This is a genomic window from Nocardioides maradonensis, from assembly GCF_054777115.1.
The window spans coordinates 34,591-54,013 of record NZ_BAAHAZ010000017.1 but is presented as its reverse complement, the minus strand read 5'-3'; the positions used below and the strand labels follow the sequence as shown (position 1 = coordinate 54,013).

Below are 19,423 nucleotides of genomic sequence, written 5' to 3'. Positions count from 1 at the left end.
CCACCACGACCATGGCACGCCGGGTGGTGCTGCACGTCGGCACGATGAAGTCGGGCACCAGCTACGTCCAGGCTGCCCTCTTCGCCCAGCACGCCCGCCTCGCGGAGGCGGGCGTGCTGGTCCCCGGACGACGCTGGAGCGACCAGTCCGACGCCGTCCACGACCTGGTCAGCTCCGGTCCCGGAGACCGCTGGGCGGCGCTGACCGCGTCGGTCGCCGAGCACCCCGGCGATGCGGTGATCTCGATGGAGTACCTCGGGCCGATCCGCGAAGCGACGGCCGACCGGGTCCTCGAGGCCTTCGGGGCGGAGCGGGTCGAGGTCGTCATCACCGCCCGTGACCTCAACCGCACCCTCGTCTCGATGTGGCAGGAGACGATTCAGAACGGCCGCAGCTGGACCTGGGTCGACTACCGGGCCGACGCCGAGGCAGCTGCCCCGGGGTCGGGTGGGGTCCCGCCGGAGGCGACCCGAGCCGGTCGCTCGTTCTGGCGCCAGCAGCACCTCGCCCGGATCGTCGATGCCTGGGTACGCCGGGTCGGAGCCGATCGCGTCACGCTGGTCACGCTGCCGCACCCGGGAGCTCCCGCCGGCGTGCTGGCGGAGCGGTTCGTGGATGCCACGAGCCTCCCCCTCGACCCGAGCCTGCCCGTCCCGCGGCGCAACGAGTCGCTCGGGCTGGCGTCGACGCTGGTGCTGCGCGACCTCAACGCGGCCCTCGACGCCGACGGGCTCGGCTTCCCCGCCGGTCAGCGGCTGCGCAAGTTCCTCATCGCGAAGAAGACTCTCTCCGCCCTCGCTGGCGACGAGCCGCGCCTGGGGCTGGCCGTCGACGACTGGGTGCGCGCGCAGACGGAGGCCACGGTGGCGCGCGTGCGGGCCTCGGGCGTCCGGGTCGCGGGCGACCTCGCCGACCTCACGCCGGTGGACGTCCCCGGCGTCGAGCCCGCGGACGTCGACCCCGCCCTGCTCGCCCGCGCCTCCGCAGCGGCGCTCACCATGGCGGTCGCCGAGCACATCCGCGCCACCGCTCGCTGAGCGCGTCAGCGGGCCGCGGCGAAGAACGAGCGGAACGAGTTGTCGTACCTCTCCTTGGTCGTCGACAGGTACGCGCGGTGCCAGCCGCTGTTCGTGGCGCGGCCGAGCGACGCCGAGGCGGTCAGCCGGAACGCGGGCGTCGCCCCCGAGCGGCTCACCAGCAGCACCGTGGACGACAGCATCGCGAAGCCGTCCGGCCGGTAGACCGCCCAGCTCTTCCGACGTACGTCGCCACCGAGCACGTGCGCGAGCCGCGTGTAGCCCCGCGACGCGCTGGACCCGCTGATCACCTGGACGTGCACGCCCCGGCGGTACGCCGCCGCCAGGGCCCGGACCACGGTCCGCGACCCGGGGCTGCGGATCGCCAGGTGCACGGAGGATCCCGGCTTCGCGCTGCGGATCGCCTTGAGCGCCATCCGCACGATGACGTGCCGGTCGCGGACCGAGCCGGCGGGGTTGCTGAGCACGGTCCCGTCGCCGAAGCGGACCATGCTCGGCCCGGTCGTCGCGGGCAGCGGTGCCAGGTCGACGCCGACGGCGTTGTGATCGGAGTTGAGGCCGAGCGCGAACTGGTCACCCAGCGAGAACCGCGAGAAGCCCCGCAGCAGGACGTAGTCGATGGTGACATCGTTGCCGGAGGTGATCAGGCGGCGCTCGAGGGCGTCGTACGTCGACATCAGGCCGTGCCGCCGGAAGATCATCCGCGGGTAGGTCGGCGAGTGGTAGCCCACGTTGAGGTCGCCGCCCACGACGACCGATCCACGGTGGGCGAGCCGGTCGGTCAGCCTGCCGAGCCGGCGTGCTGCGGGCGCGGTCAGGTGGTGCGTGACCCGGGTGTCCGGCGGGAAGTGGGCTGCGACCACCGACAGGGTCAACCCGCCCCTGCTGCGCAGGGTCACCCAGTTCGCGTAGCGGCGGCCCCAGTCGTAACGGGCGCCCGGCACCCGCCCGGTGCGGTTCGTCAGCATCACCACACCGTGGTCGAGCAGGTGCCAGCGGTCGGAGTTCCACGCGACGGCGGCCTCACCGCGGTAGATGCCGCCCTGCCGCCACAGCCGGTAGCTGCCCGGAGCGAGCACGGAGGCGTGGCGTCGCGCGACCTCGTCGTACGTCACGAAGTCGGGCTTCGTCGACAGCACCCGGCGCACGTCGGCCTGGAACCTACGCACCGGCGTACCGATGCGGAGGTTGGCCTGGACCATCCGGATCCGCGGTGGCCGGTACGACGCTCCCCCGCCGCCCTCGAGCTGCAACGCGCCGTGACCCGTGTCGGCCCCGCAGCCCGTCAGCGCCAACGGCAGCACCAGCGCGCAGGCCAGCACGACCAGTCCGCGACGTACGCCGGACACCATCCGCATCTTCTTCTCCCACCCAGTCTCCGGCGAGCAACCCCGATGAATGCACACCTTTCACATCCATCACAGCAGCCACTTGGGCATCGGAGAAGGGTAAGCCGCGAACTACACCGATGGAATTCGTGTGCTCGGGCTGCGTGGATCAGATGACGCCGGAGAAGCGCGCCGGGATCCGGCGGAACGGCCGGCCCTCCATCGCCACCACCTGGCGGCGCCCCGTCGCCCGGGTGACCCCGTTGTCGAAGGTCTGCACGATGCGGCCGAGCTCCTCGGCGTCCGGGGCGAACTCCGGGACCGACGCCGGGTCGGTCAGGTCCTCGGTGATCCGGTCGAGCAGACCGACCATCTCGTCACCGCTGAACTGCCAGCTGGTCTCCCCCGCGCGCCCGTCGAGCGCGACCATCGCGCGCCGGTGATCGGCGACCCGGAGCAGGTGGTCACGATCGGCGAACTTGAGGTGGAACATGTAGAGGGCCGGGTCGATGGCGAAGGTGTTGCCGCGCAGGCCGTGCGAGCCCGCAGCCCACGGCCCGTTCGTGAGCTTGACCGACGGCTTGCACAGCAGCGGGATCATCTTCAGCAGCGAGCGCTGCTCGAAGAGCGGCCTCGCCAGGTCCAGCGCCGGCTCGGTGGCCGCGTGGTGCACCACGTTCAGCCCGAGCACGCCGAGGGCGGCCCGGTCACGCCCGGCAGCCACCGCGTCGGCGATCCCGTCGTACCGTGCCGGGTCCGCGACGACGAACTCGTCGGCGTCGGCGAACACGACGGCGTCGTGCTTGCGCAGCAGCTTGGCGGCCGCGTCGCTGACGATCCGCATCCGCTCGCGCTCGAAGTGCCCGGTGATCGGCTTGACCCGCTGGACCTTGCAGCCGAGGCGGTCGGTGGAGCCGTCGTCGGAGCTGTCGTCGAGGACCAGCAGGTGGTCGTGCCCCAGCGCGCGCCCGTAGTGGTCGACCCAGCGCCGCAGCATGGCGCCCTCGTTGCGCACCATGGTGATGGCGGCGACGCGCGGCGTTCGCTTCACCGCTCGCCCCGCAGCTCGGCGTCGCGCTCCAAGAGCGGCACCACCGCCTGCTCGAGCTCCTCGACCAACGCCGCCAGCCGGACGCCCAGCCCGGCGTTCTCGCGGACCGCCTCCTCGAGGCGGGTGACGAGCTGCCGGTCGGCGCGGACCTCGAGCAGGCCTGCGACATCGGCGCTGCGGCGCACGACCTCGCGGACGTCGCGGCGGTTGGGCGCCATCAGCGGGCCGCCGTCACTGGGCGCCCCGGCGGTACTGGCGCAGCGCCTTCTCGGTGACCTCGCCGTCGCGCAGGTCCACCGGCAGCAGCAGCTCGGTCACCACGTCGCTGAGCGCGGCGACCCGCTGGTGCAGCTGCCGGTCCTTGACCACCTCCGCCTCGAGCGCCTGCAGCCGGTCGTGCAGCTGCTCGTCGCGACGGCGGACGTACGGCGTCGTGGCGCCCTGCACGAGGCTGCGCACGACCCCCTTGGCCGACCGCTCGGCCTTGCGCCGGTGCCGGCGGCCCTCGAGCTCGTGGCCCTGCTCGCGGACCACGAGGAGCAGGTCGACGATGGTGCCGAGCGCCGCGTCGAGCACCTCCGCCTCGGACACCTCGCTGGGCAGCCGGCCCTCCGGCCGCGTGGCACGGAGGTCCTCGGGGTCGCCGTGGACGGCGTACCCGGCGGCCGCGATGGACGCGATCGCCTTCTCGGCGCGTTCGCTCGCGTCGGCGAACTGGGCGTCGGTCATCCCGAGCGGCTCGTTGCCCTGGGCGGCGAGGATGCCGTTGGCCAGCGTGTCACGCAGCCAGCGCGACTTCTCGCGGTCGCTGTTCAGCGGCGCGCGCAGGTGGCCGTTGACCCGGCGCAGCAGCTCGGCCTCGATCGTGCCGAGCGACTCGTTGACCCGCGGCACAGCCAGGTCCACCGGGATGGCGGTCAGGCCGCATGCCTCTGCGAACCGGTCCCACAGCTCGGTGTCGCCGGACCGCACCCGCGGGACGGTCACGACGTGCACGTGGTCGGCGGGCAGCGTCGCGCCCCAGCGCTTCGCGACCGCGGACGGGTCGGTCGTCAGCCAGCCCCACTCCTTGCGGTTGGCCGTCGGGGTCCAGTCCTCCAGCTCGGCGGTCTGGCCGAACTTGAGCCGCTCCTGCCACGCCGACGGGACCGAGCGGGCGAGGTCGCGGGCCGTGATGACGACGTGCACGTCGATGTCGCCGAGATCGGCGAGGGCGCGCTTCGCCTGGTCGGCCGAGGCGGCCGAGAACAGCTCGTAGCTGAGGACGGCGCTGTCGCCCTGCCATTCCTTGATCGCGGCCACGAGCGTGCCCCACATGTCCTGCCGGCCGGCGGGCAGCTTCTTCCAGCGCGGGTCCTCGCGCACCTGCAGCGCCGCCTGGACCCGGTCGACGTGCGCATCGCCCACGACCAGCACACCGGCCTGCGCCAGGCGGTCGCGGTTCGAGTCGAGGATCCGCTGCAGGTAGGTCGTGCCGGACTTCGGCGAACCCACGTGCAGGTAGAGGGTGCGGGTCACTTGTTCTCACTCCGTTCAGGGGCGCGCGCCGGGAAGTCGATCACCATTCTCCAGGTGGCGGGAGTCTTCCCCGTCAGCGCCCGTACGCCGTCGGCGACTCCGTGCTGGCTCACCACGCGACCGCCCGCGCGGCGAGCCGCGTCAGCGACCGCCCGTGGCGAGAGCGGCCGGATCCGGCCGCCGCCGCGGGTGAGGTGGACCTGCCCGGCCTTGCCCTTCGGCCAGGTCTCGCTCTCGACGAACAACCGGCCGCCACGGCGCAGCACGAGCCCGGTCAGGGTCCAGAAGTTCTCGGTCGCGGCCGTGTCCAGTGTCTCGAGGACCTGCCGGGCGTAGACGACCTGCGGACCGTCGTACCGCGCCGCGATGGCGCCGCGCGCCAGGACGTCGCGGGCGTCGAGCAGGTTCACCCACTCGATCCGCGCGTGCTCAGGCAGCCGGCGCAGCCGCAGCGGCGGGTGGGCGTAGTCCATGCCGACCGCGGGGTGCCCGCGCTCGGCGAGCAGGCGCAGGTCGGCCAGCGCGCCGGAGCCGATGTCGACGACCCGAGTGCCGGGCTCGAGCTGGTCGCCCACCCAGTGCGCGAAGTCGGACGCGGGCACGTCGGCCTTGGCCTGGTCGAGGTTGAACCCGCGCCAGTCGCGGCGCTGGCGGAACAGCGACCCGAACCACTCGTCGAACCGGTCGTGGATGTCCGCGCTCGGCTGGTGCTGGAAGGACGGGTCCGGGATCCGCCAGCTGGGGCCGTAGGAGACCTCCATCAGGCGTGCCGGGTCCGCGGGCGCGGGCATCATCCGGCCCTCGAACTCGATCTCGGTCAGGGGCAGCACGGCCTCGCGCGGCAGCGGCGTGCGCACGGTCGCGGTCTCGTAGAAGTTCCCGTCGATGAAGAAGGTCGTGTAGACGTCGATGCCCGTCGAGGCGCCGTCCGGCGTCGGCACCATCACCGTGATGAAGCTGCCGCTCTTCTCGACCACCTTCATGCCGGCGGCGCGCAGGGCCCGGGCGATGCCCCAGAGCTCGACCGTCATCGCCGCGGGGGTCTCCTGCTCGGAGACGTAGCAGAGGTCGATGTCCGAGTCGTGACCGATCGCCTTGCCGCTGCGGGCGGCACCCAGCAGCGTGCCGAAGGAGATCCAGCCCTCGATGCCGCAGTCGCGCCGCATCACCTCGAGCATCCGCTCCGCGCCCTCGGTGATCGCGTCGACGACACCCTCGCCCCGCGTCTCGAACGGCTGCTGGATCAGGCCCCACTTGTCCACGACGATCGCGATGCCGCGGGAGTTGACCAGCGCCACCTCGCGGTCGGACGCGGTGAAGGCCACCCGCCCGGCGTACAGCTGCTGCTCACCTGCCTGGATCCGCACGTCCGACCAGCCGTCCAGGAACGGGACCAGCTTGCGCGGCCACCCGACGTTCCGCTGGCCGGTCGCGGTGAACGACCAGCCGCGTCGCTCACCGAAGTAGACGTCGGCAGAGCCTTCGAAGGGGGCGTCGAAGTGGATGCCTTCCAGATCGACCCACATGCCCGCAACCTATCCCACGGTGTACGTCGCGTACTGGATGGCGTGGTCGGACGTGCGGTTCACCTCGGTCCCGTCGCTGAGGTGGTACGCCGACCACGACCCGCCCGAGCCGAACAGCCAGTCCACCCGCATCCGCTGCGGGGGCTTGCAGGTGCCGTTGTTGGACCCGCCGCTGGCCGCCCGGAGCGCGGTACGGCCGGTGATCTGGCAGTAGACCCACGCCTTCTGGTTGAAGTCGCCGGTGAGCACGATCGGCAGCTTGTCCTTGGCCAGCGTCTTCAGCTCGGCGACCAGGATGTTCATCGCCTTGACCCGGGCCGTCTGCATGCCTCCGGGCGCGAAGTGGACGTTGAGGAAGTACACCTCCGCGCCGGTCGCGGTGTTCTGCAGCCGCACGACGGGCTGCGGTCGCCAGCCGCCGACGAACGGGATCGAGATGCTGGTGCGCCACACCTGCTTCCAGCTCGAGGTCCGGAACATCAGCGACTGCGGGGTCGCGGTGTAGCCCTGCGCGGCGCCCGGGTAGATCGTGTACGTCGACCCGAGCGTGGTGGTGAAGTCGCCGACCTGGTCCGGCTGCGCCTCCTGGGTGCCGAGCAGGCTGGGGCCGAACTGCTGGATCAGGCCGGTCTCCCACTCCGCGCGCAGCCGGGCGGGCGCGTACTCCTGGGCGTCGTTGCCGGGAGCGGTGTGGTTGCTGCCGAGGACGTTCTCGGTCATCACCCGGAACGAGGTCGTGGTCGAGGTGGTCCGCCGCACCGAGCGGGCACCCACCGCGGGCCGGGCGGCCAGGTCGTGCCGGGCGACCTCCGCCGGCGACATCGTGTCGAGCTGCCGCTGCTCGGCGACCGGGATGGCCGGCTGGGTGCTGACCGGCCGGGGGCTGACCGGGCGGGGACTGACTGTGCGGGCGCTGGTGCGCGTGGTCGTGCCGCCCAGCGATCCCGCCTCGCCGTTGCCCCAGCAGTCGGTGGCGGAGCCCAGCCCGCAGTAGCTCAGCCACCCGGCGGCGATCTGGGTGAGTCCGACGTACTGCGAGCGCGCGGTGGGGCTCGACACCGTCGTGCCACCGGCCGTGCTGGTCTGCCCGTAGCGGTTCTGACCCCAGCACAGCGGGACGCCCGAGGTGTCGACCGCGCACGTGCTGCCCTCCCCCGCGGCGACCGAGAGCCACAGCGTCCCGCTGCGGACCTGGTACGGCGTGAGATGGGCCGCGGTGGTGCCGTCACCGACCTCGCCGTTGCGGTTGCGGCCCCAGCACGCGAGGTCCTGCGACGCGGTGATGCCGCAGACCGTGCCCCAGCCGACCGACAGGCTCGTCCAGGACCGGCCGCCGGCGACCGGCACGGGGTGGTCACGCCGCACGGTCGTGCCGTCGCCGAGCGCGCCGAAGTCGTTGTCGCCCCAGCACCACGCGCTGCCGTCGGCGCGGATGCCGCAGCTGTGCCAGCCGCCCACCTCCACCGAGGTCCACACTCCGCCACCGACGACCTGGGTCGGCGCGGAGCGGATGCCGCCGGTGGACCCGATGCCGAGCTGGCTGCGCAGGTTCTGGCCCCAGCAGTAGAGCTGCCCGTTGCGGCGTACGGCGCACGCGTGGGACCACGCCACCGCCACCTGGTCCCAGTCGCTGGCGGTGCCGACGCGTGCAGGAGTGGTGACCGGGCCGGACCGGGCGCGGCCGGTCTGCCCGTAGTTGTTGAGGCCCCAGCAGTAGAGCGAGTGGTCGAGCCTGACGCCGCAGGTCGTCGAGCCGGAGGTGCTGATCTGCGCCCACCCGGTGCCGCTCACCGCGGCCGGCGTCGTGCCGCCGGTGCGCGTGCCGTTGCCGAACTGCCCGTAGTCGTTGCGGCCCCAGCAGCGGGCGGTGCCGTCGGAGCGGGTCTCGCAGGTGGTCTGGCCGCCGCTGCTCAGGACGACGACATCGCCGGCGATGGTGAGGACGAGGGAGCCCGTGGCGGCGGGCGTGGCCGGGTCCGAGCCTGCGACGCCCACGGTGACCGTCGACAGGCCGGACTGCGTCGGGGTCCCGGAGAGCAGCCCGCTCGGAGACAGCGTCAGCCCCGCCGGGAGCGGGCTGGAGGCGGTCCACACCGGGTTCGTCCCACCGGCGGCGACGAGCTGCACGCTCACCGGCTGCCCCTTCGTCGCCCGGATCAGCTGCTGGCGGGTCGCCGGCACCGGCCACGCCTGGGACGCGGTGACGAGGTCGTCGCGGAGCCGGAGCACCACCGGGCCGGCGCGGCCGGGCCGGACGTACGACGAGGCGGTGTACGCCGAGGTCCGGACCGGAAGCCCGTTGGTGTCGCAGACCAGGTCGCCGCTGGTACAGATCTCCCAGGGCCGGTAGGTGCCGGACGGGGCCGGTACGTCGTCGACAGGGCTGAGCCGCAGGCTCGCGACTCCGCCCCGGCGTCGCGGTGCGGCGGGGTCGCCGTCGATGGTGGCCGTGGTGCCCGCGCGGCGGTACGGGTCGCTGACCAGCGCGGCGCCGGTGACGCGACCACCGAGCCCGGCGCCGCCGAGGCGGAGCAGCAGGCGGTGCGCGATCGCGGCGCCCTGGGCGTAGCCGACCAGCACCAGCTGCTGCGACGGGCAGGTCCGCAGCATCCCGGCGACCGTGGGCGCCGCCCGGTCGACCGTCGCCGTGACCGGAGCCAGCCACCGACGTACCGACGGGGTCCGCAGGGCGATCCGGGCGCCGCGGTTGCGCAGCGCACCTCGGGTCAGGGTGGCCAGGGTGGGCGTCCAGGCGCCGATCCGGTACGTACGGACCGTACGCCGGGCGCCGATGATGCGGTCGGTGTACACCCGGGTGACCGCGTCCACGGTGCGCCCGAACCGGTGGCCGGCCGCCGGCCGCTCACCGTTGCCGTCGATGCCGACGACCAGCACGTCGGCGCACGAGACACCGGATCCCGCCTGGACGGCGGCGTCGGGTCGGTTCGGCGTACGACCGCCGACGAGCACCAGCGCGAGCAGGCAGACGACGAGGGCGACGGCGCAAGACAGCGCCGTCGCCCTTCGTGACATGCTCAGATGTTAACCATGTGACTGGTGTGACGTCTATCGACGATCGACCAGACCTCCTGGTCCGTTCGGGTCAGAGCCCTTCCTTCTTCATCAGGGCGTAGGGGTCGACCTTGCGGACGTGACGCACCACGACCTGGCCGTTCGGCATGACCACCGGACGGTCGATCGAGCCGGTCGAGCTGACCGGAGCGAGGTTGACCGGACCCCAGCTGGAGGGGCGGTGGTGCCACAGGTAGTCGATCCAGTTGATGTAGCTCGCGGTGATCGACGGGCTGTTGATCTCGGCGACGACCTCGTCGCTCTGCAGCGCCACCGGGGTCCAGTTGGCGGTGCCGTTGATGACGACCCGCGCGTCGGTCTTGCCACGGAAGACACCGCTGATCGCCATGTCCTTCATGTGGAGGTAGATGTCGTACATCCCGTCGCGGTTGCGGTCGTAGGAGTACTGCAACGTCGGGACGTGGCCGTTCTTCAGGATGGTCCTGATGTTGCCGCCGAGCAGCGAGTAGACCAGCCGGATGTCGCAACCGCGGCGCTGCATCGTGACGAGGCGGTTCGCGATCGCCTTGCCGCGGTCGCCGAGGAGGGCGTCCTGGGCGATGCGGACCTTGGTGTGGCCGTTGGTGCCCGTGCCGCCGGTGGCGCCGTTGCACTGGATCTGGTTGAGCCGGTTGAGGTCCGGGTCGCCGGCCGCCGCGGCCACGGGGCCCTGGTACGGGTAGAAGTTGAACGTCCGGATCGGGGTGACGTCGTGGACGTAGGCCTTGCCGTACAGGTTGTGGTCGGCCTTCATCTGCACGAAGATCCGGCCGAACTCGTTGTAGATGTCCTGGTTGTTGACGATCGTGTACAGGTCGTTCCACTGGCTGTTCGCCGCGATGTCGGTGGCGTTGTTCGAGCCGTACATGACGACCCAGTTGCGCGTGCCGACGTGGTCGAACAGGAAGAACTTGCTGTGCGCGATGCCCCGTCGCCCGCGGCACGACGACACGCACCGCTTGATCGAGCTGCGGTTCTCGGGGAGCCGCGCCTTGGCGGTCGGCGCGAACGCCCGCGCGAGCCGGCGGTAGTCGGGGTTCGGCGCAGCCGGGTTCGCGTTGCCGCGGTCCATGACGATGCGGATCCCGACGCCGCGCTTGTTCGCGGCGACGAGCGCGTCGACGTACGCACGGCTTCGAATGTTCCAGGAGGCGATCATGATGTGGTCGCCCTTGGTGGTGCTGTTGATCGTGCGCACGAGCGTCCGCCGGATCGTGACGGCGCTGTGGCCGTTGCGGTTGTACGGGTCGTTGAACCTGACGCCGGGCCGCACGTAGTAGTGGTCGGGTGGCGTGGGCACCGGCTTCCGGACGTGAGCGACCGTCGTGTAGCCGGTCGGGTGGTCGGTCGACGCGTGCACGGGTGCACCGTTCGCAGCGACCATCAGACCCAGAGAACTCAGAAGGACTGCACCAGCGCGGAGCATCCGCATCAGAAAAGACTCCTCAATACTCGCTTCGGAAGGGCTCGTTGCCGAACTTCCCCGACCCCCAGCCGGGCACGCACGAGTCGTGCTACGCCCCCAGCCTGATCAGAACAGTACCTCGCGCCACTCCTGCACGTCGTATCTCAGCCGACACAGTGGTTGAAGAGGTACTTCCAGTCGGCGTCCGCCTTGAGGGAGGGTGAAGCCTGGGTGACCTTGCGGCCGAGGATGGCGTAGAGGTCGGTCCCGTACGACGCGATCCGGCTGCCGATCTCGCAGTGGTAAATGTACGACGGGCCCTTCGCGCCGTTCACCTGGCAGCCCTTGTAGCGGGCTGGAAGCGTGGCGCCGACCTTCCAGATCGAGGCGCACTCGGGGAGCTTCGGCGCCGGCGCGGACGGCTTCGTGGTGGCCGGGCTCGCGGCCGTCGTACCGACGCTCGCGGGGTCCGTCGCCGTGTCGCCGCCCGATCCGCAGCCGGCGAGCAGGGTCGCCGCTGCGGCGATGGAGGCGAGGGAGACGAGTGCGCGCATGCGATCAGGATATTCCGAAATGCCCTGGCCGGAGCCGCTATTGCGCCGCGGACGTGGACGGGGTGGCGGTGACCGAGGCGGTGGCGTAGACGAGGTAGTGGTCGCTGAGCCGGAGCCGCTTGGTCGTGTCGTCCTGGGCGTAGTCGCTGAAGGACACGGTGCTGTCACCGTCGTCGCTGCCGACGATCCAGTCGATCCGCAGCGGGCCCGGGGGCGTGCAGTCCGAGGAGGAGCCACCGTTCGCCGAGAACACCGGCACGTTCGAGGCCATCCGGCAGAACCACGAGGCGTGCTCGTTCATGTCGCCGACCATGACCACCGGGTGGGTGTCGTTGAGCCGGTCGACCAGCGCCTGCTGGATCACGGTGCCGGCGTTGCGCTCGCCCTGTCGCCCCTGCGGGGACAGGTGGGCGTCGACGACCCAGAACTCGACGCCGGTGGAGCGGTCGCGCAGCAGGACGTACGGCATGGGCACCGACATCCCGACGAACGGGGAGTTGACCGAGCCGCCGTCGACCATCTCATACTGCGACGTGCGGAACATGATCTGGAGCCGGTAGCCCTGTCGGCCCACGGCGTCCTGCGGCCACATCGTGTACGACGGCATCTGCCGCAGGAACACCTGCCGCTGGTCGCGCTGGACCTCCTGCAGGCCGACGATGTCCACGCCGCGGTTCTCGAGCAGCGACGCCTCCCCCGCCGCCCGGGCGAGCCCGCGGCCGACGTGGTTGCTGCCGAGGATGTTGAGGCTGGCGACCCGCATCGAGGAGGTGACCGGCTGGGCATCGCGCTTCGCGCTGCGCTCGGCGATCCTCGCGAGGAGCTGTTGCCTGGCGTGCGCGTTCGTGACCGGCCGCAGGGGCTTCACAGCGGCCGGCCGCGGTGCGCTCGCGCTGCTGATGGTGCTCGGCGACGCGCTCGGACCGTCGGTCGACACGACCGCGGACCAGGCCGACGGGGACTGCTGGGCGGCGGCCAGGGACGCGCTGCCGGAGGACTGGCCGTGCCAGATGACGGCGACGACCACCCCGACGACCGTCAGGCACGCCAGCACGGCGGTGAGGCCGTCATGGGTCCAGCTCGCGGGCTTCGCCGCGCGACGCAGGGTCGCGGCGACCAGCACCAACGGGCGGGTCTTCGGTGCGACCCGCCGGCCACGGCTGCGCATCCCTCGAACACCCTCCGTCAACGACTGTCCCGACACGGTACCTGACCCGATCGGTCTCCACAGAACTCGTCGGCACCTGCACCGGTCCACCTGAGCGATGCCATAACGTTGGGCCGTGAGCGTCACCCCGTCGCGCGTCTTCGTCGCCAGGCTGGTGGGCCTCCCGATCTTCGACCCGCAGGGAGACCAGGTCGGCAAGGTCCGCGACATCGTGGTGACGATGCGGACCGACGCGGCCCAGCCGCGGGTCCTCGGCCTGGTCGCCGAGGTCTTCGGCCGTCGCCGGATCTTCGTGCCGATGACCCGGGTGACCAATATCGACAGCTCGCACGTCTACAGCACCGGGCTGCTCAACATGCGTCGCTTCGAGCAGCGCTCGACCGAGACCCTCGTCATCGGGCAGATGCTCGACCGCACGGTGACGATCGTGTCGTCGGGCGTGACCGGCACCGTGTACGACGTGGCGATGGAGCCCGCCCGCACCCGCGACTGGGTCCTCAGCCGGGTCGCCGTGCAGGAGCCCAGCAAGGGCTTCCGCCGCCGTGGGCAGACCCACGTCGTCGAGTGGAGCGACGTGACCGGGCTCAGCCGCCGCGACGCGGGCCAGGGTGCCACCCACCTCGTGGCGGCCATCAACGAGCTTCGCCCCGCCGACGCGGCGGCGATCCTGCACGACCTGCCGGCCGAGCGACGGGCCGCCGTGGCGCTGGCCCTGGACGACGAGCGGCTCGCCGACGTGCTGGAGGAGCTGCCCGAGGAGGACCAGGTCCAGATCGTCGGCCTGCTCGACACCGAGCGCGCCGCCGATGTCCTGGAGGAGATGTCCCCCGACGACGCCGCCGACCTGGTGGCCGACCTGCCGCCGGCGACCCAGGAGGTCCTGCTCCAGCTGATGGAGCCGGAGGAGGCCGAGGACGTCCGCCGCCTCATGCAGTACGTCGAGAACACCGCGGGCGCGATGATGACGCCCGAGCCGGTGATCCTCGGGCCGGACGCCACGATCGCCGACGCGCTCGCGCACGTCCGCAACCCCGACCTCACGCCGTCGCTGGCCGCACTCGTCTACGTGTGCCGGCCGCCGCTGGAGACGCCGACCGGCCGGCTGCTCGGCGTCGCCCACATCCAGCGGCTGCTCCGTGAGCCCCCCTCGACCCTGGTCGCGGGTGCGCTCGACGACTCGCTGGAGTCGCTCCCGCCCGAGGCCACGATCGACGAGGTGGCGGCCCACCTGGCGACGTACAACCTCGTGGCCGCGCCGGTCGTCGACGACGAGGGACGGCTGCTGGGCGCCGTGACGGTCGACGACCTGCTCGACCACATGCTCCCGGCCAACTGGCGCGACCGGCAGAACCGGCGGGGGGTCGACCGTGGCTGACGCCCGCCGTACCGAACGCCTGGACACGCCGCGCGCGCAGCGCCGTCCGTTCGTCCGGCGCCCCTCGATGGACTCCGACACCTTCGGGGTGTTCGCCGAGCAGTTCGCCCGGTTCATGGGCACCGCGAAATTCCTGATCTGGATGACCGTCTTCGTGGTCGCGTGGATCGCCTGGAACAGCACGACGCCCGAGCGGCTGCACTTCGACGGCTACCCGTTCATCTTCCTGACCCTGATGCTCAGCCTGCAGGCGTCGTACGCCGCTCCGCTGATCCTGCTCGCTCAGAACCGACAGGAGTCGCGCGACCGGGTGATCGCCGAGCAGGACCGCCAGGCCGACGCACGCGCCCACGCCGACATGGAGTTCCTCGCGCGGGAGGTCGCCTCGCTGCGGATGGCGGTCGGCGAGGTCGCCACCCGTGACTTCCTGCGCTCCGAGCTGCGCACGCTGCTGGCCGAGCTGGAGAAGGGTGCGGCGTCTCACGACGACGGCGACGACAGGCGATCGGACCGCCCCTCCTAGACTTGGCGCCGTGAGCAGCCAGGTGACCGTCGAACAGGTGATGTCCGCACTCGCGGGCGTCAACGACCCCGAGATCAAGCGACCCATCACCGAGCTCGGGATGGTCGAGGGCGTCGAGATCGACGGCGGCTCCGTCACCGTCAAGGCGCTCCTCACGGTCGCGGGCTGCCCGCTCAAGGACACCATCAACCGCGACGTCCGGGCGGCCGTCCAGGCGATCGCCGGCGTCACCGCGGTCGAGGTCGAGCTCGGCGTGATGACCGCCGAGCAGCGCGGCGAGCTGCACGCGAACCTACGTGGGGGCCAGGCCGAGCGGGAGATCCCGTTCTCGCAGCCGGGCAACCTGACCAAGGTGTTCGCGATCGCGTCCGGCAAGGGCGGCGTCGGCAAGTCCTCGCTCACCGTCAACCTCGCGATCGCCCTCGCCAAGGCCGGGCGCCGCGTGGGCATCGTCGACGCCGACATCTACGGCCACTCGATCCCGGCGATGCTCGGCGTCGCGGACTCGCGCCCGACCCAGGTCGACGACCTGATCATGCCGGTCCCCACGCCCTCGGGCGTCTCGGTCATCTCGATCGGCATGCTCAAGCCGCGCCGCGACCAGGTCGTCGCGTGGCGCGGCCCCATGCTCGACCGTGCGCTCGTCCAGATGCTCGCCGACGTCTACTGGGGCGACCTGGACGTGCTGCTGCTCGACCTTCCGCCCGGCACCGGCGACATCGCGATCTCGCTCGGCCAGCACCTGCCCGGCGCCGAGGTGGTCGTGGTGACCACTCCGCAGGAGGCCGCCGCCGAGGTCGCCGAGCGCGCCGGCACCATGGCCTCGATGATGAACCAGCGCGTCGTCGGCGTGGTCGAGAACATGAGCTACCTGCCCTGCCCGCACTGCACGGCGGAGGGCAAGGAGCACCGCCTGGAGATCTTCGGCACCGGTGGTGGCGAGCGGGTCGCGGAGACGCTGTCGCAGCGCTTCGGGTACGACGTGCCGCTGCTCGGCCAGGTGCCGCTCGACACCTCGCTGCGCGAGGGCGGCGACGCCGGCAAGCCGATCGTCGAGGCAGACCCGACCGCTCCGGGCGCGGTCGCCGTCTCCGCCATCGCGGACCGTCTCGACGGCCGCACCCGCGGCCTGGCCGGCATGCAGCTCGGCCTGACGCCCACCAGCAAGTTCTGATCCGGCCGCGAGCAGGGGGCGGGCATGTTCGGCATCGGGTTCCCCGAGCTCTTGGTCATCGCGTTCGTCGCGCTGCTCGTCCTCGGCCCTGACCGCCTGCCCGGGATCGCCAAGCAGGCCGGCCAGATGGTCCGACAGCTGCGCAAGTTCGCCGACAACGCCCGCGACGAGCTGCGCAGCGAGCTCGGCCCGGAGTTCGCCGACCTGGAGCTGCGCGACCTCGACCCCCGCCAGATCGTGCGCAAGCACCTCGCCGAGGCGCTCGCCGACGCCGACACGCCGGCCGCCGCGACGGCGGTCGAGGTGCTGCCGGACGGCGTACGTCCGCCGTACGACGACGAGGCGACCTGAGCGAGCGGCCGCGCCGTGGCGACCGAGCGAGCGTCAGCGTGAGCGAGGAACGAGCTCGAGCGCTGGGCGCGAGCGAGGGAGCAAGCCGCGCAGCGGCAGGCGACCTGATCAGCTGCGGGACTGCACCGCGGCGATCCAGTCGAAGGACACCAGCACCGTACGGCGCTGCTCCCCGGTGACGACCTCGCAGAAGTCCTGACCGACGCGGCGGAGCGTGCCGTCGTGCTGAGCACCGTCGACCAGGCGCACGACGCACCGCTCGCCGAGCTCGGACACGCGGCGCAGCGCCGAGCCGAGCCCGATCCTGGCCAGCGGCGACCACGCGACCTCCGGCACGGCGCGCACCGAGACCGACTCGACCGACTGCACGGCGGCGGTCCGCACCACCCAGTCCTGGTCGCGCGCGGCCAGCAGCAGCCAGCCGTCGGCGACCCGCTGGAGGGTGCCCTCGACGGGTCCGACGCCCGCGACGTGCACGGTCACCTCCGCGTCGAGCGATGCCATGAGACGAGCCCCCAGCGTCACCTGCTGGTACTCCGCGCGGCTCCGGTCGGCGACCTCGGCGTCCCGCTCGGCGGCGTACAGGGCGCTCGCCTGGTGCTCGAGGTCGTCGAAGAGGGCGAAGAGGTGCTCATCCCACGACATGAGCGCCACCCTCTCAAATGGCCCCCGCGGACCGATCGGGCAGGGCTGTGGAGAACCGCTTGACGCTCTGAGTATCCGCACTCAGACTGAAGCAAACACAAGCAAACGCAAGGTTCTCGGGATGTCACCTCACGCCGCTGCTCCACCCCTCCGCGTCGCCGCCGTCTGGCTGGCGAGCGCGTCCGCCACCGCGGCGACCGTGCTGCTCACCGCGCCGACGGTGCGCACGGTCGTCCGCGGCGGCGCGGCCTCCCGCTTCGACCAGGTCCTGGTCGCCGCGAGCGGAGCGCTCGCCTCGCTCGGCTGCCTGGTCCTGCTGCTCACCACGACGAGCGTCGTCGTCGGCCTGGCGACCGGCCGACTCCCCCGACAGATCGGCCCGTTGCGCCGCACGGTCCTGGCCGCGTGCGGGGTGGCGCTGCTGGCCACGGGTGTGCCGGCTGCAGCCCACGCGGCCCCCTCCGGCCACGGGCACGGCTCGGCGATCGCAGGCCTCCCGCTCCCGGACCGCGCGACCGGCTCCGGCGTCGGGCGCGGTGCGGCCGACGTCGTCGTGCGCACCGGCGACTCGCTGTGGGCCATCGCCGCGCACCACCTCGGACCGGACGCGAGCGAGGCCGAGGTGGCGACGTACTGCCACCGGCTCTTCGCGCACAACGCCGCCGTCGTCGGCGACGACCCCGACCTCATCCACCCCGGCCTGCGCCTCCAGCTCCCGCCGATCCGCCCCCTCGACCGATAGGTGCCCGTCATGTCCCGTCGCCCCGACATCTCCTCGACCCCGGTCCACGCCGGCCTGCGCCTGCCCGTGCCGGTCGCCGAGACCCAGGGCACCCTCGCCCTGGCCCTGCTCCCCCGCTGCTCGCCGCCGGCGGTGCGCGGACGGCGCAGCGCGAGCGCCTCGGTCGTCCTCCCGCTGGACCGCCGGCTGCGCCAGACCATCGACCAGTGGACCCGGCGCTACGTCCAGGCGGCCCTGGAGATCGTGGGCGGCGACCGCCCCGCATCGCAGCTCGTGCGCTGGACCGCACCCGAGGTGTACGCCGATCTCCGCCGCCGTGCCTGGCTGGTCGGCAAGGCGGGCGACCACCGGCCGGGGCTGGGCCGGGTGCAACCGGTCCGGCCCCGGATCCACAGCGTCCACGCGTGCTTCCTCAGCGACACCGTCGTCGAGTGCGGCGTCCACGCCCGCTACGGCGACCGCGGCCGGGCGGTCGCCGCACGTTTCGAGCGGATCGACGAGCACTGGGTCTGCACCGCCCTCGACTTCTCCTGAGCAGCGGCGCACGAGGAACGAGTGCGACGCGTCGCGAAGGGAGGTCGAGTGCCCGCGCGTGCGAGCCTGCGAGCACGCGACCGGACGTATCGAGACATCGCCTGAGATTCACCGACTCGGCAGTAACTTGTTCTAGCCAAGGTGTGATCCCGGTCACTATGTTCGCCTCTGGTCGGCCCGCGTCCGCGGGCCCTCGCCCAGGAGGCTCCCCCTGTGAAACGCGCAGCCCTCGCCGCTCTCGCCCTCGCCGGCGCATCGGCCATCGCCCCGATCGGCGTCCCCGCAGCCCACGCCGACGGGCCCGGATCCGGCGCCGCCTGGGTCGTGTCCGTCGGCGACTCCTACATCTCCGGTGAGGCCGGGCGGTGGGCAGGAGCCTCCAACTCCGACTCGACCCGCGCCGACGCGCTCGGCTCGACGGCCTACGACGACAACGCCACCAACACCGGCGAGGTCATCAACCGCTGCCACCGCTCCAAGAGCGCGGAGATCTACATCGGCGGTGGCGTCAACGGGCTCAACCTCGCCTGCTCCGGTGCGGAGACCTCGTCGTACACCAGCAGCGACGGGTACTGGAAGCCCGGCCTGGACTTCGCCACGAGCGGCAGCAACCAGGGTCAGGCGCTGATGCTTCAGGGCTTCGCGACGACCCACAACGTCAAGATGGTCGCCGTCTCCATCGGCGGCAACGACTTCAACTTCGGCTCGATCGTGCAGGACTGCGTGACCGACTTCCTCGGCTCCCCGTCGTGGTGGAAGGACTACTGCAACGACGACAGCAGCGTCACGAGCAACTTCACCTCGACCAACATCGCGACGGTGAAGTCGCACATCGCGACCGCCCTCACCAACGTCCGCACTGCCATGCGCAACGCCGGGTACCTCGACAGCCAGTGGTCGATGCTCGTGCAGACCTACCCGTCGCCGATCCCGAACGGCTCGGGCTTCCGCTACGGCGAGAGCGGCTACACGCGGCAGAGCACGGGCGGCTGCGGCTTCTGGAACAACGATGCGAACTGGGCCAACGGCACCGCCCTGCCCACGATCAACAACACCGTCACCGGAGCGATCACCCAGGCCGGGATCACCAACGCCCAGGTGCTCAACCTGTCCTCGGCGCTCAACGGGCGCCGGCTGTGCGAGACGGGTGTCGGCCTGTACGAGGAGATGGGCGTCGCCAGCTGGCAGTCCGCCGGCGCGGTCGACAAGACCGAGTGGGTCAACCAGATCCGCACCGTGACCACCGCGGGGAGCAGCCCGTACTACATCCAGGAGTCGCTGCACCCGAGCTACTGGGGTCAGCTGGCGATCCGCAGCTGCGTCCGGCAGGCCTACAACGGCGGCGCGGTCCGGGGTGGCACCTGCACGCGGTCCGGCAACGGGCTGGTCAACGGCGAGCCGGTGATGACGCTGCAGTAGG

The 19,423-nt window shown here is 71.9% G+C and carries 18 protein-coding genes; 8 read left to right on the top strand and 10 right to left on the bottom strand.

What is annotated here, in order from left to right:
• Nucleotides 1-11: 11 nt before the first annotated feature.
• Entirely contained in the window at nucleotides 12-1,037 is a 1,026-nt protein-coding gene (locus tag ACYVAQ_RS18480; RefSeq protein WP_460791922.1) for a hypothetical protein, read from the top strand.
• Between the two features lie 5 nt (nucleotides 1,038-1,042).
• On the opposite strand, the gene ACYVAQ_RS18475 is transcribed toward ACYVAQ_RS18480, so the two are convergent.
• The 9 genes from ACYVAQ_RS18475 to ACYVAQ_RS18435 all read right to left on the bottom strand — a co-directional run bounded on the left by ACYVAQ_RS18475 (nucleotide 1,043) and on the right by ACYVAQ_RS18435 (nucleotide 12,659).
• Nucleotides 1,043-2,395, bottom strand: coding sequence for a hypothetical protein (locus ACYVAQ_RS18475; protein WP_460791921.1), 1,353 nt, complete (start codon nucleotides 2,393-2,395; stop codon nucleotides 1,043-1,045).
• 139 nt (nucleotides 2,396-2,534) lie between these two features.
• A complete protein-coding gene (locus ACYVAQ_RS18470) occupies nucleotides 2,535-3,416 on the bottom strand; it encodes a glycosyltransferase family 2 protein (RefSeq protein ID WP_460791919.1) in 882 nt (293 codons plus the stop codon).
• Complete coding sequence (locus tag ACYVAQ_RS18465; protein WP_460791918.1) at nucleotides 3,413-3,634, bottom strand: hypothetical protein; 222 nt, start codon at nucleotides 3,632-3,634, stop codon at nucleotides 3,413-3,415. Before ACYVAQ_RS18465 ends, ACYVAQ_RS18470 begins: the two co-directional genes overlap by 4 nt.
• Before the next feature lie 13 nt (nucleotides 3,635-3,647).
• Nucleotides 3,648-4,934: a DUF6752 domain-containing protein gene (locus tag ACYVAQ_RS18460; RefSeq protein WP_460791917.1), complete on the bottom strand. Its 1,287-nt coding sequence runs from the start codon at nucleotides 4,932-4,934 to the stop codon at nucleotides 3,648-3,650.
• Complete coding sequence (locus ACYVAQ_RS18455; protein ID WP_460791916.1) at nucleotides 4,931-6,460, bottom strand: hypothetical protein; 1,530 nt, start codon at nucleotides 6,458-6,460, stop codon at nucleotides 4,931-4,933. The genes ACYVAQ_RS18460 and ACYVAQ_RS18455 overlap by 4 nt, the downstream gene beginning before the upstream one ends.
• A 9-nt stretch (nucleotides 6,461-6,469) precedes the next feature.
• The gene (locus ACYVAQ_RS18450) at nucleotides 6,470-9,493 is read right to left on the bottom strand and encodes a cutinase family protein (protein ID WP_460791915.1); all 3,024 of its coding nucleotides are present in this window, start codon (nucleotides 9,491-9,493) and stop codon (nucleotides 6,470-6,472) included.
• A 70-nt stretch (nucleotides 9,494-9,563) separates the two neighbouring features.
• Nucleotides 9,564-10,916, bottom strand: a complete 1,353-nt coding sequence (locus ACYVAQ_RS18445) for a phospholipase D-like domain-containing protein (RefSeq protein ID WP_460791914.1) — start codon at nucleotides 10,914-10,916, stop codon at nucleotides 9,564-9,566.
• Nucleotides 10,917-11,101: 185 nt separating this feature from the next.
• Nucleotides 11,102-11,491 carry a hypothetical protein gene (locus ACYVAQ_RS18440; RefSeq protein ID WP_460791913.1) on the bottom strand — a complete coding sequence of 130 codons (390 nt, stop codon included), beginning with the start codon at nucleotides 11,489-11,491 and terminating at the stop codon, nucleotides 11,102-11,104.
• A gap of 37 nt (nucleotides 11,492-11,528) precedes the next feature.
• Complete coding sequence (locus tag ACYVAQ_RS18435) at nucleotides 11,529-12,659, bottom strand: endonuclease/exonuclease/phosphatase family protein (RefSeq protein WP_460791912.1); 1,131 nt, start codon at nucleotides 12,657-12,659, stop codon at nucleotides 11,529-11,531.
• Between the two features lie 115 nt (nucleotides 12,660-12,774).
• On the opposite strand from ACYVAQ_RS18435, the gene ACYVAQ_RS18430 reads away from it, so the two are divergent.
• The 4 genes from ACYVAQ_RS18430 to ACYVAQ_RS18415 are packed head-to-tail and all read left to right on the top strand — an operon-like array spanning nucleotide 12,775 to nucleotide 16,082.
• Entirely contained in the window at nucleotides 12,775-14,034 is a 1,260-nt protein-coding gene (locus tag ACYVAQ_RS18430) for a magnesium transporter MgtE N-terminal domain-containing protein (RefSeq protein ID WP_460791911.1), read from the top strand.
• A complete protein-coding gene (locus ACYVAQ_RS18425) occupies nucleotides 14,027-14,557 on the top strand; it encodes a DUF1003 domain-containing protein (RefSeq protein WP_460791910.1) in 531 nt (176 codons plus the stop codon). Before ACYVAQ_RS18430 ends, ACYVAQ_RS18425 begins: the two co-directional genes overlap by 8 nt.
• Nucleotides 14,558-14,597: 40 nt before the next feature.
• Nucleotides 14,598-15,731 carry an Mrp/NBP35 family ATP-binding protein gene (locus ACYVAQ_RS18420; RefSeq protein WP_460791995.1) on the top strand — a complete coding sequence of 378 codons (1,134 nt, stop codon included), beginning with the start codon at nucleotides 14,598-14,600 and terminating at the stop codon, nucleotides 15,729-15,731.
• Nucleotides 15,732-15,755: 24 nt separating this feature from the next.
• A complete protein-coding gene (locus ACYVAQ_RS18415; protein WP_460791909.1) occupies nucleotides 15,756-16,082 on the top strand; it encodes a sec-independent translocase in 327 nt (108 codons plus the stop codon).
• A 108-nt stretch (nucleotides 16,083-16,190) separates the two neighbouring features.
• Here ACYVAQ_RS18415 and ACYVAQ_RS18410 read toward each other — a convergent pair whose 3' ends face one another.
• Nucleotides 16,191-16,727 (bottom strand): hypothetical protein, encoded by a 537-nt coding sequence (locus tag ACYVAQ_RS18410; protein WP_460791908.1) that lies wholly within the window; start codon nucleotides 16,725-16,727, stop codon nucleotides 16,191-16,193.
• A 121-nt stretch (nucleotides 16,728-16,848) separates the two neighbouring features.
• Between ACYVAQ_RS18410 and ACYVAQ_RS18405 the strand changes: the two genes are divergently transcribed.
• From ACYVAQ_RS18405 to ACYVAQ_RS18395, 3 genes are all read left to right on the top strand, one after another.
• Nucleotides 16,849-17,469 carry a LysM peptidoglycan-binding domain-containing protein gene (locus ACYVAQ_RS18405; RefSeq protein ID WP_460791907.1) on the top strand — a complete coding sequence of 207 codons (621 nt, stop codon included), beginning with the start codon at nucleotides 16,849-16,851 and terminating at the stop codon, nucleotides 17,467-17,469.
• Between the two features lie 9 nt (nucleotides 17,470-17,478).
• A complete protein-coding gene (locus tag ACYVAQ_RS18400) occupies nucleotides 17,479-18,003 on the top strand; it encodes an Rv3235 family protein (RefSeq protein ID WP_460791906.1) in 525 nt (174 codons plus the stop codon).
• A 213-nt stretch (nucleotides 18,004-18,216) separates the two neighbouring features.
• Nucleotides 18,217-19,422 (top strand): SGNH/GDSL hydrolase family protein, encoded by a 1,206-nt coding sequence (locus ACYVAQ_RS18395; protein WP_460791904.1) that lies wholly within the window; start codon nucleotides 18,217-18,219, stop codon nucleotides 19,420-19,422.
• Nucleotide 19,423 lies beyond the last annotated feature (1 nt).